The following is a 15397-nucleotide window of genomic DNA, read 5'->3' as shown; positions in this document are numbered from 1 at the left end:
CCATCTAGCTTGGTATCAATAAAAGGAAACCATTATGAGCCGCACTGTATTTTGTGCTCGACTACAGAAAGACGCTGAAGGTTTAGACTTTCAACTTTACCCTGGCGATCTAGGCAAACGTATTTTCGACAACATTTCAAAGGAAGCATGGGCGCAGTGGCAACACAAGCAAACCATGCTGATCAACGAGAAACAGTTAAACATGATGGATCCAGAACACCGTAAGCTACTGGAAACGGAAATGGTTAACTTCTTATTTGAAGGTAAAGACGTACACATCGAAGGCTACACACCACCAAGTGAATAAGTCGAATTAGAATGGCACTGCATTGAATACAGTGCCATTTTTGCAGTTAGGACGCCCATGAAAAAACTCGCGTTTTGTTTAACAGCCTTGCTGTTAGTCGGTTGCAGCCGTGAATTCATCGAAAGTATTTATGAAGTCGACTACGAGCCTACCAATCGTTTCGCCAAAAACCTTGCCCAGCTTCCAGGACAATTTCAAAAAGACACCGCCGCACTCGATGCCCTAATCAGCAGTTTTAACGGCAACATTCAAAAACGTTGGGGGCGAAATGAGATTAAAGTAGCGGGCAAGAGTAACTATGTGAAATACATAGACAATTACTTGAGTCGCTCTGAAGTAAACTTCTCCAAAGGCACGATTATTGTCGAGACGGTATCGCCTACCGAACCGAAAGCCCATTTAAAAAACGCGATTGTGACCACGCTGCTCACTCCGGATGATCCGGCGAACGTCGACCTTTTTTCATCCAAAAGCATCAAACTTGAAGGCCGCCCATTTCTTTACCAGCAGGTCGTCGACCAAGATCATAAAGCGATTCAGTGGTCTTGGCGCGCGAACCGTTTTGCCGACTACCTCATCGCTAACCACTTAAAAGTGAAAGATGTCGATTTCAAAAAAGCGTATTACGTAGAAATCCCAATGGTAGAAAACCAAGTGGAAATCCGCAGTTACAAATATTCAGACATCGTTCGCCGAGCCTCACGCAAATACGACATCCCTGAAGATTTGATTTATGCCATCATCAAAACCGAAAGCAGTTTTAACCCTTACGCGGTGAGCTGGGCTAACGCCTATGGTTTAATGCAAGTTGTACCCAAAACCGCAGGCAAAGATGTTTTCAAGCTAGTTAAAAAGCGCTCAGGTCAACCTAGCCCTGAATATTTGTTTAACCCGGAAAACAATATCGATACTGGTACCGCGTATTTCTACATACTGAAAAACCGTTATCTCAAAGATGTGAATCATCCACTGTCATTAGAATACAGCATGATCTCAGCGTATAACGGCGGAACAGGCGGCGTATTGAACACCTTCGATCGCAAAGACCGTAAACGGGCGATGAAAGATCTAAATTCTCTGCAACCCAATCAAGTTTATTGGGCGTTAACCAAAAAACACCCCAATGCAGAAGCACGCAGATATCTAGAAAAAGTTACAAAATTCAAAAAGGATTTTAACGCTGGTAAAACTTAACCCTAAGTTTTGGATAAAAACCAAGCAAACACACACTTTTTTGAAATTATTTAAAAAAAGCAGTTGACGGGGGGGCGGAAAATCCGTTTAATAGCGCTCCGTCGCCCGGATAGCTCAGTCGGTAGAGCAGAGGATTGAAAATCCTCGTGTCGGTGGTTCGATTCCGCCTCCGGGCACCACAATTTGATAATTGTTGGTGCTTAACATCAGCAATTTGCACAAAGAATATAGTGTGCCGACTTAGCTCAGTAGGTAGAGCAACTGACTTGTAATCAGTAGGTCACCAGTTCGATTCCGGTAGTCGGCACCATTCTTTTGCCTCGATAGCTCAGTCGGTAGAGCAGAGGATTGAAAATCCTCGTGTCGGTGGTTCGATTCCGCCTCGAGGCACCATTATTTGGTGCTTATCTCAATGAGATGACACAAATAATTCCCCCTTAGTTCAGTTGGTAGAACGGCGGACTGTTAATCCGTATGTCGCAGGTTCGAGTCCCGCAGGGGGAGCCATATTAGAGAAAGGCCAAATCGAAAGATTTGGCCTTTTTCGTATCTGCAGTCATAACTATCAACTTCCAAATATACACTTCCAACCAAGCATCCCCGCTACATTGCTTATTGCTGTAAAGATTTGAGCCCTCTAATCTCCTTGCCCGCTAATTACCTCAAACAAAGCAAATTGCGCTTATTTCTCTCCAAAAACCAACATGAACAAAGTTTAGTCACGCAAACCTTAGTTATGTGATACCCATCCAATAACCACCCCACCAACTCACTTACATTGTTACTTATCTACTAATAAAAACAACGATTCAGTTTCATAGAAGATAATTCGCAATTAGCACAAAAACCCAAGCAATAGCGGCGCTTTATTCTATACGCAGTTCTCATATTTGAAATTAACCCTAGAGCAGCAAATGATAAGAAATCGTTTTCGCCAATTATTTCGCAGCAAAAATTTAATCCAGGTCATACTTTGACTGAATGCGACTATGCCGAATTCAGTCCTAACGTAATAATTGTGTAATAAATAACTCAGAGAAAGTGACTCAAGCAGATGAAGTGGATGCTTCTGCCAATATGAGTCCTTACCTAGTAAGCAAAATCGTGAGGGTATATGAAATTAAAAACTCAAGCCTATATTCTGTCAGCCATCATTTTGGTAGCCCTTTTAGCTCTGACAGCAACAGGCCTATGGACACTTCGCGTAGCCAGCGACCTTGATAACAAAGCTCGTGTAACTGAACTCTTCAAAAGTGCATACAGCATTCTGACTGAAGTTGAAAAGATGGCAGTAGAAGGCACGCTCGAAGAAGACGAAGCAAAAGCGTTGGCAACTCGCTTGATGCGCAGCAACATTTACAAGCAAGGCGAGTATGTTTATGTTGCCGATGAAAATATGATTTTCGTTGCGGCTCCACTTGATCCTCAACTGCATGGCACCAGCTTCCATGACTTTAAAGACGGTAATGGCAATAGCGTTGGCGAAATCTTACTTAACGCAATTTCAAAAACACCAAGTGGCATTGCAGAATACCGTTGGAGCTCAGCATACCCTGATGGCTCTATCGACCAAAAACTATCTATCGCGCAAAAAACACCGCATTGGGGTTGGGTCGTAGGCACGGGTATCGGCTTCGATGAAGTAAATGCTCGCTTTTGGTCAACCGCTCAGTGGCAGCTTGCTCTATGTCTAGTTATTGCAGCAGCCATTCTTGCATCTCTAATTATCTCTATTCGCAAGATGCTAGCCCTACTTGGCGGTGAGCCTCAAGCTGTTCGCAAAGCAGTGCAAGCAGTGGCTAATGGCGATATTCAAGCATCATTCGAACACAAAGCTCCTAAAGGTAGCATTTACGAAGCCGTACAGAACATGAGTCTGTCGCTTGCACAGCTAGTGAAAAACTTAGATGGTTCAATGGTCGCTTTGCGTAGTGAACTTTCTCATGTGGAAGAGCGCGCTGCGAGCATCTCGCACCTAACAGGCACGCAGCAACAATCCACTGAAATGATTGCAACTGCGATGACTGAAATGGCCTCTTCTGCGAACAACGTAGCGGATTCAGCTAGCGATACTGCGCGTAATACCGAAGAAGCTGACAAGCAAAGCCAACATACTCAGCAGCTGATTCATAACACAGTAGACAACATCCAAGGTTTAGCGGGTCAATTAGGTACAGCAAGCCAAGCGGTGGCAGATCTCGATAACGACGTAAACAACATCGTTAAAGTGCTTGATGTTATCGGTGATATTGCTGAGCAAACTAACCTTCTGGCACTGAACGCGGCAATTGAAGCAGCACGTGCAGGTGAACAAGGTCGTGGTTTCGCAGTGGTAGCAGATGAGGTTCGTAACCTAGCGGGTCGAACTCAATCAAGCACCAAAGAAATTCAACAGATGATCACCAACCTGCAAGAAGGCTCACGTAACGCCATTCAAACCATGGAAATCTGTGCGGAAACGAGTCAAAGCACGGTGGAAGAATCGCAAAATGCCTCTGAAGCGCTTCAACAAATCGTAGTGGCTTTAGAATCTATTACAGAAATGAGTCATCAAATTGCGACTGCAGCAGCAGAGCAAACCCAAGTGGGTGATGATATTTCTAAGCGTATCAACATGATTGAAGAGAGCGGCACGCAGCTAAGCAGTGTTGTTACAGAAAGTCATAACAGTACTCAAAGTCTTGCTCAGCTAGCGAATGAACTCGAAAACTGGGTAAGCAAGTTTACGGTTAGACAATAATTTAATCCTTAAACAACAAAAGCACGCTTTAAAGCGTGCTTTTTTTATTTTCTTTACTGATAAACCCTATCATTTACCTACCTCTCCTTGCCTATTATTCACGCTCCAATACGCCTTAATGAGCAAAAACAGCCCATTAAGTATAGAAAAGCAACAAACGATATTTTTTTTGCAATTTAATGTTGACCTCAAAAGCGAAAAACCGTTTAATACACCTCGTCGCCCGGATAGCTCAGTCGGTAGAGCAGAGGATTGAAAATCCTCGTGTCGGTGGTTCGATTCCGCCTCCGGGCACCACAATTTATTAATTGCTGGTGCTGTTAAGACATCACGAGTAATAGTATAAAGAACGCCGACTTAGCTCAGTAGGTAGAGCAACTGACTTGTAATCAGTAGGTCACCAGTTCGATTCCGGTAGTCGGCACCATTCTTTCTTTAAGAACGGTCTTTATACAAGAAAAGATAATTCCCCCTTAGTTCAGTTGGTAGAACGGCGGACTGTTAATCCGTATGTCGCAGGTTCGAGTCCCGCAGGGGGAGCCACTTTCAATTAGCTAGTCTAAACTGGTTAATTAAAACGGCGCCGACTTAGCTCAGTAGGTAGAGCAACTGACTTGTAATCAGTAGGTCACCAGTTCGATTCCGGTAGTCGGCACCATCTTTTCCCCCTTAGTTCAGTTGGTAGAACGGCGGACTGTTAATCCGTATGTCGCAGGTTCGAGTCCCGCAGGGGGAGCCATATTAAGAAAAAGCCAAATCGAAAGATTTGGCTTTTTTCGTTTCTAACATTCAATCAAATTACAATAACTTGGTTAACTCAACTATCGTGGTATAGGTTGGGCTCTGAGGCATGTCGTAATTGCCCCCTGTAGCCACTATGACCGCTTTTTTAGATGGCAGCATCATGATGTATTGCTCACCTATCCCAACGGCTGATACAGCGCCATCGACTAACGGTACTTGCCAAAAATGCAAACCATAGCCAAAGGTATAACTGTAGAACTTACTCTGTTGTAATTGCCTAAACCATTGCTCACTAAGCAACCTCCTTCCTCGGAATTCCCCTTTATTCAGCCACAGCTCGCCAAACTTACCCATATCCTCTGGTGTTAACCTTAAGCCCCAATCTGCTCCAGCTTCCCCACTACCCTGATTCGTTTCCCATTGATAATTCTCGATACCTAACGGCTCAAAGATCTTACGCTGCATGACTTTAGTAAACGGCTGTTGATAAAGCTGCTCAATCACTTTAGAGAGCCCAACCGTCGATAAACCACTGTAGGCAAATCGAGTTCCAGGTTTAAAGGCGAGCTTGGCTTCAAGGAACTGAGCGGTTAAATCTTTTGCGTAGTAGTGATACATAAATGGGTTACCAGAGCCTGACGCATAAGAGGTCGCAAGCTCATCTAATGCATACCCTGTCGACATGTTCATGACGTCACGAATGGTTATTTGCAGTTTCTGATCTCTATCATCGGCTTGATACTCCGGGAACAAACTAAAAATAGGCACATCGAGGCTCTCTAACTTGCCTTCGTCAATAGCGATAAAGATCAGCGTGGCAACAAATGATTTGGTGATGGAATGTTGATTATGCCGTTCATTCGCCCCGACAGGGATGCTCGGCGCTGTTCGAGTCCCGATCATGCCTCCGCCTTGTCTATGCAGCTCAAATACCTTTTCGCCCTGCTGCCAAACAATCAGCGAGTGAATGTTATTGGCTTTACCGCTCTCCACTCTCTCAACAATCGGCGCAAAACTCTCTCCACCAACAACGACATCTATGTCTGGCTGCCCACAGCCGACTAACAATAGTGCCAGAATACCGATAAGCCTCATGCAGCTTGCTCCCTCCAAAATTTTATAAAACCAATAAATCAAATTTCGTAAGGGGATACAGCGTGTTTCTACAGGCATAAAAAAAGCGTGCGACCGAGCGCACGCTTTATTCACTATTTGTTTCAGAAGCGATTAACTCGCTTGGTTCAACTGCTTCACTTCTTCATTCAGTTCATTCAGTTTCGCTTCCATTTGCTCGCGGCACTGTTGCGCTAACTGACGAACGTTCTCTTTCTTAAAGCCCTCAGTGCTCACTGGCGGTAGCATTTCGACAATCACATGACCGTTGTTCCAACGATTTAGCTTAATGCCATCGGTTGAACTACATACAATTGGAACCACATTCACTTCTGCACCAATTGCCGCATGAAAAGCACCAGTCTTGAATGGCAGTAAGCCTCGACCACGAGAACGCGTTCCTTCAGGGAACATCCACACCGATACATCACTGTTTTTCATATTATTAACGACTTGATCGATAGTGCCTACTGCTTTGCTGCGGTTAGCACGATCAATCAGGATGTTACCTGTTAGCCAATAAAGCTGACCAAACAACGGCATCCAAGCAAGACTCTTCTTGCCGACTGTCACGACTTTAGGCGTAACTGCTGAAGAAACCGTAAACATGTCCCAGTTGTTTTGGTGGTTGGCGATATAAACATGCTGACCACGCTGGTAAGCATCTTCTGGTAAACGCAGCTCAAGCTTGATGCCGAATACACGAGACATCTTGCCGAACAAGCGACCAAAGGTGAATACGTGCTTTGGATTACGCGGGCTTAATAAACAGTAGCCGCATCCAAAAACAAACATAACAATCGCGAAAATAGCGACTGCAAAAACACGTAGCAGTGCAATCATTCATGTTCTCCAAGAACAATAGGTGGAGTAATGGCTCATAATCTAACTTATCTTTAAGCCATAAAAAAGCCGAAACCTCAGTTTCGGCTTACATATGTTAGCTTAAATTAGCTATCGTCGCGAAAACGTTCAATTTTCGCTCCAAGTGCCGTTAGCTTATCTTCAATTTTGTCGTAACCACGGTCGATATGGTAGATACGGTCAACAATGGTTTCACCTTCGGCAATACAACCAGCAATAACCAAACTTGCTGAAGCTCGTAGGTCTGTTGCCATCACTTGCGCGCCACTCAGAGAGTCAACATCACCACAGATCACTGTGTTACCTTCGATCTCTGCTTTCGCACCCATACGCATAAGCTCAGGCACATGCATGAAGCGGTTTTCAAAGATAGTCTCTGTAATAACACCACCACCTTTTGCCATTAAGTTAAGCAGCGTGAATTGTGCTTGCATGTCTGTAGGGAAACCCGGGTGTGGCGCTGTGCGTACTGTTACCGCTTTTAGCTCACGGTCAGTCATGTCAACTGAAATCCAATCTTCACCTGATTCTACTTTTGCGCCCGCTTCTTCTAGCTTCGCAAGTACCGCTTCAAGCAAATGCGCACTAGTGTTGCGACATACTACTTTACCGCCAGAAACCGCAGCAGCGACTAGGAATGTACCCGTTTCGATACGGTCAGCGACAACCGAGTGCTTACCACCACCAAGACGTTCAACACCTTCAATAGTGATGGTATCTGTACCTGCACCAGATACTTTCGCACCCAATGCATTTAAGAAGTCTGCAGTATCAACAATTTCAGGCTCACGAGCCGCATTGTCTAGAACCGTTTTACCTTCAGCTAATGTTGCGGCACACATAACGGTAATGGTTGCGCCAACACTGACTTTATCCATGACGATGTGAGCGCCTTTCAGACGACCATCAACTTTCGCTTTTACATAGCCATCTTCAAGGGTAATCGTTGCACCAAGCTGCTCAAGACCGTGAATGTGCAAATCTACTGGTCGGGCTCCGATAGCACAGCCACCAGGTAGAGAAACCTGACCTTCACCGAAACGAGCCACTAGCGGGCCAAGAGCCCAGATAGATGCACGCATTGTCTTTACAAGATCATAAGGTGCACAAAACTCGTTAATGCTGCTTGGGTCAACATGTACCGAGCCATTACGCTCTACTTTCGCGCCCAAACGCTTAAGCAGTTCGATGGTTGTATCGATATCACGCAGATGTGGCACATTGGCTACTTCTACTGCGTCTTCCGCCAAAATAGAGGCGAATAAAATAGGCAGTGCGGCATTCTTCGCACCAGAAATGGTAACCTCACCAACCAACGGCTGCTTGGAACCTGTTACTCGAAATTTTTCCATTTTAAAACCTTACAGTGACATCAACTTTTTATCGCGAGCCCAATCTTCTGGCGTAAACGCCTTGATTGAAACAGCGTGGATGTCATTTCTTTGGATATACTCCATTAATGGTGCATAGATAAGTTGTTGTTTCTTAACGCGGCTCATTCCATCGAAACAAGCATCAACAGCGATCACTTCGTAGTGGCTACCCTCACCTTTTACGTGTATCTCTTCTAGGTTTAGTGCGTCGTTTAAAATCTGTTGTACTTTTGCGCTATCCACAATTTACCTCTAACTAATTCTTTATATGCTCGGCAACATACGCATTCACGTTACTTAACTGGAGTAAGGTCTCTAGCTGCTGCGGCACGAAGCTGAGCATTATATGACAGTTTTGTTTTTTTGCATGCTCTAATAGGTGAATCAGCATCACCATTCCAGCAGAATCTACACGAGAAACATGCTCAAGACTGATTTCTAATTGGCTTTGCGATGGCTGCCACTGTTTTAACGCCGCCCATAAGCTAGGCACTGACTCTCGATCCAGCTCGCCACTTAATTGCATTTGGTTGCTACTGTGAGCTTGCCACTGCTGATGAGTAATCATTATTTACTCTCAAATCGAATCGGTTGCGCCGCTAAGCCCTCAAGCTCTTTTGCTACAGAGACGATGCCTTCTTGGCGCAGCTTGGTGCTCCACTCTGACTGTTTACTTGAAAGTAAGCTAATACCCTCAGCAATCATATCAAACGCTTTCCACTCGCCAGTGTTCTTGTCTTTACGCAGCTTGAACTCGATTAAGATATTTGGACGCGGAGAGTCAATGATTTCGACTTTAATACCAGTAATCGTCTTCTTCGGGTCAAGCTTTGGTTCAGGGCCAAATTGAATCTGTTGATCGGTGTATTGAGTCAATACTTGCGCGTATGACGTCACTAAATACGCACGGAAAGCCGTAATAAACTCGGCCACATCCGCTTTCTTTGCCCCTTTAAGGTTAGGACCAAGCAACTTAAGCGCTGCGTATTTATAATTGACATACGGCATCAGCTCTTGCTCAACAATCACTTTTAGATGATTTGGGTCTTGCTTCACTAAGCCTTGTTCGGCCTTAAGGCGCTCAAAAGCGACTTCGGCCACTTGAGTCATCATTTGATAAGGCTGTGACTTATCAATTTCAGCTGCATTGCTCACTAAAGGTAAAAGCAGTGCAGCAAAAGTAAGTACTAACTTTTTAAGCATTGTTATTCTCCGCTCTCTGAACCAGAGCCACCTACGCTATATAAAACTTGCCCGATTAAATCTTCCAACACCAATGCAGATTTAGTGTCTTCGACATAATCTCCATCCACCAGCATTTGCTCATCTTCAAATACAAACCCTGGCGTTAAACCTATGTATTGTTCACCAATAAGACCTGAAGTAAGTATTTGCACACTTGAGGTCTCCGAGAACTGAGTGTACTGACCACTGATCGCCATTTTAACTACTGGTAATAGTGACTCAGGGTTGAGGCTAATGCTGGTAACACGGCCCACCACAACGCCACCCACTTTAACTGGCGAGCGCACTTTCAAACTACCAATGTTGTCAAACTCAGCGCTCAACGTATAAGTATCGTTTGATCCAATGCCTTTTACGTCAGCGACTTGAAAAATCATAATCAAGACGGCGCAAATACCAGCGAGTACAAAGCTGCCCACCCAAAGTTCTGTCTTACGTGTTTGTTGCATGATTAGTTCCCGAACATCAATGCGGTCAGTACGAAGTCTAGTCCAAGTACTGCCAATGAAGAGTGTACAACCGTGCGAGTTGTCGCACGGCTAATGCCTTCCGAAGTCGGAATAGCATCGTATCCATTAAAGAGTGCAATCCATGTCACTGAAATTGCGAACACCAAACTTTTAATAAAGCTATTGCCAATATCTTGACCAAGCTCTACCGATGCCTGCATTGCAGACCAAAAACTACCATGATCAATGCCTTTCCAATCGACACCCACTAGCTGCCCACCCCAAATACCGACAGCCATAAAAATCATCGCCAGTAATGGCATTGAGATAACACCAGCCCAAAAGCGTGGCGCAATCACGCGCTTAAGTGGGTCTACTGCCATCATTTCCATGCTAGAAAGTTGTTCAGTGGCTTTCATTAAGCCAATTTCAGCAGTCAGAGCTGAACCAGCTCGACCAGCAAACAGCAAAGCAGTAACAACAGGGCCAAGCTCACGTAATAATGACAGCGCGACCATCTGACCTAATGCGCCTTCTGCGCCAAAATCAATCAGTATGACGTAACCCTGTAGGCTAAGTACCATGCCGATAAATAGACCAGACAAAACAATAATCAGCAATGACTGCACGCCAACACTGTAGAGCTGCTTAATCAATAAAGGGGCATTTTTGATTGGTCGCGGCCTCGCGGCTAACGCGCCAAACAACATTAAACTCGCGCGGCCAAATGATTCACAGATCGCCATCGCGCGGCGGCCAGTGCTAGCCACAAAATCCAATATCATCAGAACAGATCCTCACTGATTGGACAGGCAGGGTAACGAAATGGGACTGGGCCATCCGCATCACCCAATAAAAACTGTTGAACTTGTGGGTCTGGATTGGCTCGTAGCTCATCCGGAGTGCCACTGGCAATTACTTTGCCATTGGCCAAGATGTAGACCCAATCAGCAATACTCATCACCTCTGGGACATCGTGAGAAACCACTACAGAGGTTACGCTAAGCGCCTGATTAAGATTACGAATCAACTCAACCAGAACCCCCATAGTAATAGGGTCTTGGCCAACAAAAGGTTCATCAAACATGATAAGTTCTGGGTCAAGCGCGATAGCACGAGCGAGTGCAGCTCGTCTTGCCATGCCGCCAGACAATTCACTAGGCATTAACTGAGCTGCCCCACGTAAACCAACCGCTTCGAGTTTTAGCAGAACTAAAGTGCGGATCAGTGATTCATCTAATTGAGTATGTTCACGAAGGGGAAAGGCGACATTATCGAAAACCGAGAGATCAGTAAAAAGCGCGCCAGATTGAAACAGCATGCTCATTTTTTTGCGTACTTGGTAGAGCTTGCTACGGCTAAGAGAAGGAATGTTATCACCGTCAAAGATCACTTCCCCTTGCTCAGGCAAGATTTGACCACCAATCAGGCGCAGTAAGGTTGTTTTACCAATACCTGAAGGCCCCATGATGGCCGTTACTTTGCCCTTGGGTACGTGCAAACTTACATTATCAAAAATCTTACGCTCACCACGTGAGAAAGTCAGATTGTTGACCGTGACCAAATCATTCAATGACATGCATTTCTCTTAATAAGAATCCTTTTACAGTGGGCAATCATAAGCACATTAGCGTAGAATTAAAAGCACTGTTCGATTATCCATGCCGCATTTATGGAACGTCATATTTAATAATTAACACTTTTAAATACAAAATGACCGACAAATAATTGAATGTTCAGCTTCCCTTTTAAACCTCAACGCGTCAAAATTGGCGGTTAATTTGTTCTCTTTATACATCAATTAGGAAATATCATGTTTGAGGCGGTTGCGTTTCTAGTTATAGGTCTTGTTTTTCTTGTTTGGAGCGCCGACAAGCTGGTGTTTGGTGCTGCGGCCTTAGCTCGCAATGTTGGTATTTCCCCATTAGTTATCGGTATGACTATCCTCGCGATGGGCTCTTCTGCTCCAGAAATGATGGTATCCGCAACTGCAGCACTAGACGGTAAAACCGACACCGCTGTCGGTAACGTACTGGGCTCAAACATCGCTAACATCGCCCTTATTTTGGGTATTACCGCGCTTATCAAACCGCTGTCGATTAGCTCAGATGTACTGCGCCGTGAACTGCCACTAATGATTGGTGTGACTTTGATTGCAGGTGCTATCTTATGGGATGGTCACCTTGGTTTCTATGAAGGTATTTTGCTGTTTGTACTTTTTGCAGTCTTCATTCTTACCATGTTGTACATCTCGCGCAAAGAAAAAGCCAAAGACAAAAACGATGCGCTATTAGAAGAGCAAGAGTCAGAAGTGCCAGAAGGCGTAAGCAACCTCAAAGCTGCAATGTGGGTCGTTATCGGTTTAATTGTTTTGCCTATCGCCGCTGATGCATTGGTTGATAGCGCAGTAGAAATCGCCAAGTACTTCGGCATGAGTGATCTTGTTATTGGCCTAACCATTATTGCGGTTGGCACAAGCCTACCTGAACTCGCCGCATCACTTGCCGGTGTAATGAAAGGCGAAGATGACATGGCCGTAGGTAATATCATCGGCTCTAACGTATTTAATATTCTTGCTGTCATGGGCATCCCTGGCATTCTGAACCCATCTTTCCTAAGTGAGTACGCAATGGGACGTGATTTCTGGGTAATGCTGGCGATTTCATTACTATTAGTCGTAATGGCTCTCGGCAAGTCTAGAAGCATTAATCGCATTGAGGGTGGCATCTTATTCACCCTATTTATTGCCTACCAAGGCTACCTAATCGTCAATATGACCGCTTAATCTGTTTTTGCAGGAGTTATCCATGTTTGATTACCGCGCTGCCGCATTAGAAGTTTTAAATACTGAAGTTCAAGCCATTCAACAGCTAGAACAATACTTCAATGATGATTTTATTCGTGCTTGCGAACTTATTCTGGCCAACGAGAATGGCAAAGTCGTTGTAATGGGTATGGGTAAATCTGGGCACATCGGCAATAAAATTGCCGCGACTCTAGCCAGCACTGGTACCTCTGCATTCTTTGTTCACCCAGGAGAAGCTGCGCACGGCGACCTTGGTATGATTGAGCCCGGCGACATCGTGCTCGCGATTTCAAACTCCGGTGAGTCTGATGAGATTCTAGCGCTATTCCCTGTCCTTAAACGCCTGAAAATCACTATCATTAGTATGACAGGTAAACCGTCATCGAATATGGCGAAGTTAGCGGATTTGCACCTGCAAATCACCGTACCAAAGGAAGCTTGCCCAATTCAGCTTGCGCCAACTTCTAGCACAACCGCCACATTAGTGATGGGTGATGCTCTAGCAATGGCATTGATGCAAGCGCGCGGCTTTACCGCAGAAGATTTCGCGTTGTCTCATCCAGGCGGCGCTTTGGGAAGAAAACTGCTGCTTAAGCTGTCTGATATCATGCACACTGGTGATGCGTTACCTTTAGTGTCTTCAGATACCCTTATTCGTGAAGCTTTGCTTGAAATCAGCCAAAAAGGCTTAGGCATGACAGCCGTAGTAGATGAAAACCACCAGCTACAAGGTATTTTCACCGATGGTGATTTACGCCGTATTCTTGATAAGCGTATTGATATTCATACCGCGCTTATTGGTGATGTCATGACGAAAAACCCAACTGTTGCTGACCCTAATATGTTGGCAGCGGAAGGGGTAAACCTAATGCAAGAGAAAAGCATTAATGGATTACTGCTTTGCCAAGATAATAAAGTAGTGGGTGCACTTAACATGCATGACCTACTGAAAGCAGGAGTAATGTAATGTCAGCGAAAATCGAAACGCTTTATGGTGAAGTTGAGCCTGAAATCCTCGCCATCGCGAAGCAGATCAAATTACTAATATGCGATGTTGATGGGGTGTTTTCCGACGGTCTTGTTTACATGGGCAACGATGGTGAAGAACTAAAAACCTTCCATACTCGTGATGGCTATGGCGTTAAATCATTGATGAATGCGGGTATTGAAATTGCCATCATCACTGGCCGCCAATCAAAAATCGTCGAAAACCGCATGAAAGCGCTTGGTATTTCACTGATCTATCAAGGCCAAGATGACAAGGTAAAAGCATACCAAGATATCTGTGACAAGCTAGACATTGCCGCCGAGCATACTGGCTATATCGGCGATGATCTGATTGACTGGCCTGTAATGGAAAAAGTAGCACTTAAAGTGTGTGTTGCTGATGGCCACCCGCTATTAGTTAAACGTGCAAATTACGTAACCAATATTCGTGGCGGACACGGCGCAGTGCGTGAAGTATGTGATTTGATTCTTCAAGCTCGAAACGAACTAGATGTGCACAAAGGTTTAAGCATATGAGTTTAGCGCGTATTGGTCAGCTAATATTGTTGCTTATCATCGCTGCGTCAGCCTATTACCTGACCAACGGCGGTGATACGTACGATATTCAAGTTGAGCCAGATACTGAACTACCCATGTTTACGGGTCGCGACTTAAAAAACACCTCATACAGTGAAGCCGGTGTGCGTAGCTATGTGATCACTTCAACTCATCTCGAAAACTACGCTAAAAGTGGTGATACCCATTTTGATAAACCCGTACTGAAAGTGTACAAACAAGGTTCAATTCAAGAATGGGAAATTACCGCAGAGAAAGGGGTACTAAATAGTGACCATGTTCTTACACTGCATCACAATGTCTTAGGTAAAAACTTATTACCTGACTCAGGTTTTGATACCTTATCTACAGATACATTGAGCATCCAACTCGATAATCGAGATTTTTGGGCAGACAACCAAGTAACTTTAGTCGGCCCTCAGTTTGAGACGGTAGGCCAAGCAATGAAAGGCAATTTTGCTGACAATACCGCTATTCTCTACAAACATGTACAAGGCAGATATGAAACTCTCACACCTTAGTTTAATTGCTTGTTTGTTCGCATCAACACAGGCGATGGCACTGTCTACCGACAGAGACCAACCAGTACATATCTATTCTGATACTCAGCAATTAGATATGCAAAGCAACCAAGTAACCTTTGCTGGTGATGTAAAGTTAAAGCAAGGCAGTATTGCCATTAATGCTGACAAAGTGATTGTTACTCGTAGCAAAGCAGATGGCGCAATCCAAAAGATTGAAGGCTACGGTGACTTAGCCACCTTCTCTCAGTTGACTGATGACGGTAAAACACTCTATGGCGAAGCAAAAGAGCTCTACTACGAAGTGAGTGCTGATCAACTGACCATGATCGATCAAGCAATGCTATCTCAAGATGACAGTGAGATCCGTGGCCCTAAGATTCGCTACAAAATTTCATCTCAAAAGCTAATTGCTGATGGTCAACAAAAAGGCGATCGCGTCTCGACGGTGCTACAACCTCAAGCGGTACAAGAATAA

Annotated in this window: 17 protein-coding genes and 9 tRNA genes; 17 read left to right on the top strand and 9 right to left on the bottom strand. The window is 44.7% G+C overall.

Features of this window, described 5'->3' with window-relative positions; all coding sequences use genetic code 11:
- Window positions 1–34 precede the first annotated feature (34 nt).
- From OH461_RS09090 to OH461_RS09035, 12 genes are all read left to right on the top strand, one after another.
- Complete coding sequence (locus OH461_RS09090; protein WP_260261549.1) at window positions 35–307, top strand: oxidative damage protection protein; 273 nt, start codon at window positions 35–37, stop codon at window positions 305–307.
- Between the two features lie 57 nt (window positions 308–364).
- Window positions 365–1501, top strand: coding sequence for a membrane-bound lytic murein transglycosylase MltC (gene mltC, locus OH461_RS09085; protein ID WP_270020320.1), 1137 nt, complete (start codon window positions 365–367; stop codon window positions 1499–1501).
- 103 nt (window positions 1502–1604) lie between these two features.
- Window positions 1605–1680, top strand: a tRNA-Phe gene (locus OH461_RS09080).
- A gap of 55 nt (window positions 1681–1735) precedes the next feature.
- Window positions 1736–1811, top strand: a tRNA-Thr gene (locus tag OH461_RS09075).
- A 7-nt stretch (window positions 1812–1818) separates the two neighbouring features.
- Window positions 1819–1894: transfer RNA gene (locus tag OH461_RS09070), tRNA-Phe, on the top strand.
- 38 nt (window positions 1895–1932) lie between these two features.
- Window positions 1933–2008, top strand: a tRNA-Asn gene (locus OH461_RS09065).
- 607 nt (window positions 2009–2615) lie between these two features.
- Entirely contained in the window at window positions 2616–4241 is a 1626-nt protein-coding gene (locus OH461_RS09060) for a methyl-accepting chemotaxis protein (protein WP_270020319.1), read from the top strand.
- 221 nt (window positions 4242–4462) lie between these two features.
- A tRNA-Phe gene (locus OH461_RS09055) sits at window positions 4463–4538 on the top strand.
- A gap of 54 nt (window positions 4539–4592) precedes the next feature.
- A tRNA-Thr gene (locus OH461_RS09050) sits at window positions 4593–4668 on the top strand.
- Window positions 4669–4708: 40 nt separating this feature from the next.
- Window positions 4709–4784, top strand: a tRNA-Asn gene (locus OH461_RS09045).
- 39 nt (window positions 4785–4823) lie between these two features.
- Window positions 4824–4899: transfer RNA gene (locus OH461_RS09040), tRNA-Thr, on the top strand.
- A gap of 5 nt (window positions 4900–4904) precedes the next feature.
- Window positions 4905–4980: transfer RNA gene (locus tag OH461_RS09035), tRNA-Asn, on the top strand.
- A 59-nt stretch (window positions 4981–5039) separates the two neighbouring features.
- Here OH461_RS09035 and OH461_RS09030 read toward each other — a convergent pair.
- The 9 genes from OH461_RS09030 to mlaF form a co-directional block, all read right to left on the bottom strand.
- Window positions 5040–6080 (bottom strand): serine hydrolase domain-containing protein, encoded by a 1041-nt coding sequence (locus OH461_RS09030; protein ID WP_270020318.1) that lies wholly within the window; start codon window positions 6078–6080, stop codon window positions 5040–5042.
- A gap of 132 nt (window positions 6081–6212) precedes the next feature.
- Entirely contained in the window at window positions 6213–6941 is a 729-nt protein-coding gene (locus OH461_RS09025; RefSeq protein WP_270020317.1) for a 1-acylglycerol-3-phosphate O-acyltransferase, read from the bottom strand.
- Window positions 6942–7048: 107 nt separating this feature from the next.
- Window positions 7049–8314: a UDP-N-acetylglucosamine 1-carboxyvinyltransferase gene (gene murA, locus OH461_RS09020; RefSeq protein ID WP_270020316.1), complete on the bottom strand. Its 1266-nt coding sequence runs from the start codon at window positions 8312–8314 to the stop codon at window positions 7049–7051.
- A 9-nt stretch (window positions 8315–8323) separates the two neighbouring features.
- A complete protein-coding gene (gene ibaG, locus OH461_RS09015) occupies window positions 8324–8578 on the bottom strand; it encodes a BolA family iron metabolism protein IbaG (RefSeq protein WP_270020315.1) in 255 nt (84 codons plus the stop codon).
- Window positions 8579–8591: 13 nt separating this feature from the next.
- A complete protein-coding gene (locus tag OH461_RS09010; protein ID WP_443088455.1) occupies window positions 8592–8900 on the bottom strand; it encodes an STAS domain-containing protein in 309 nt (102 codons plus the stop codon).
- Window positions 8901–8902: 2 nt separating this feature from the next.
- Window positions 8903–9538: a phospholipid-binding protein MlaC gene (mlaC, locus tag OH461_RS09005; RefSeq protein WP_270020313.1), complete on the bottom strand. Its 636-nt coding sequence runs from the start codon at window positions 9536–9538 to the stop codon at window positions 8903–8905.
- 2 nt (window positions 9539–9540) lie between these two features.
- The gene (gene mlaD / locus OH461_RS09000) at window positions 9541–10029 is read right to left on the bottom strand and encodes an outer membrane lipid asymmetry maintenance protein MlaD (RefSeq protein ID WP_270020312.1); all 489 of its coding nucleotides are present in this window, start codon (window positions 10027–10029) and stop codon (window positions 9541–9543) included.
- Window positions 10030–10031: 2 nt separating this feature from the next.
- The gene (gene mlaE, locus OH461_RS08995) at window positions 10032–10814 is read right to left on the bottom strand and encodes a lipid asymmetry maintenance ABC transporter permease subunit MlaE (RefSeq protein WP_270020311.1); all 783 of its coding nucleotides are present in this window, start codon (window positions 10812–10814) and stop codon (window positions 10032–10034) included.
- Window positions 10814–11608: a phospholipid ABC transporter ATP-binding protein MlaF gene (gene mlaF / locus OH461_RS08990; protein WP_270020310.1), complete on the bottom strand. Its 795-nt coding sequence runs from the start codon at window positions 11606–11608 to the stop codon at window positions 10814–10816. Before mlaF ends, mlaE begins: the two co-directional genes overlap by 1 nt.
- Before the next feature lie 234 nt (window positions 11609–11842).
- Between mlaF and OH461_RS08985 the strand changes: the two genes are divergently transcribed.
- From OH461_RS08985 to lptA, 5 genes are read left to right on the top strand one after another with little or no spacing between them, the layout of a single operon-like run.
- Complete coding sequence (locus tag OH461_RS08985) at window positions 11843–12814, top strand: calcium/sodium antiporter (RefSeq protein WP_270020309.1); 972 nt, start codon at window positions 11843–11845, stop codon at window positions 12812–12814.
- Window positions 12815–12836: 22 nt separating this feature from the next.
- On the top strand, window positions 12837–13802 hold the full coding sequence (locus OH461_RS08980; RefSeq protein ID WP_270020308.1) for a KpsF/GutQ family sugar-phosphate isomerase: 966 nt from the start codon (window positions 12837–12839) through the stop codon (window positions 13800–13802).
- Window positions 13802–14359 carry a 3-deoxy-manno-octulosonate-8-phosphatase KdsC gene (gene kdsC / locus OH461_RS08975; protein ID WP_270020307.1) on the top strand — a complete coding sequence of 186 codons (558 nt, stop codon included), beginning with the start codon at window positions 13802–13804 and terminating at the stop codon, window positions 14357–14359. The genes OH461_RS08980 and kdsC overlap by 1 nt, the downstream gene beginning before the upstream one ends.
- Window positions 14356–14919 carry an LPS export ABC transporter periplasmic protein LptC gene (gene lptC, locus OH461_RS08970; RefSeq protein ID WP_270020306.1) on the top strand — a complete coding sequence of 188 codons (564 nt, stop codon included), beginning with the start codon at window positions 14356–14358 and terminating at the stop codon, window positions 14917–14919. Before kdsC ends, lptC begins: the two co-directional genes overlap by 4 nt.
- Window positions 14900–15397 carry a lipopolysaccharide transport periplasmic protein LptA gene (gene lptA, locus OH461_RS08965; RefSeq protein ID WP_270020305.1) on the top strand — a complete coding sequence of 166 codons (498 nt, stop codon included), beginning with the start codon at window positions 14900–14902 and terminating at the stop codon, window positions 15395–15397. The genes lptC and lptA overlap by 20 nt, the downstream gene beginning before the upstream one ends.

It is taken from the genome of Vibrio sp. LaRot3, from assembly GCF_027587025.1.
Taxonomy (GTDB): Bacteria; Pseudomonadota; Gammaproteobacteria; order Enterobacterales; family Vibrionaceae; genus Vibrio.
The sequence above is the reverse complement of the archived record's forward strand: the minus strand, read 5'-3'. Positions and strand labels throughout refer to the sequence as shown.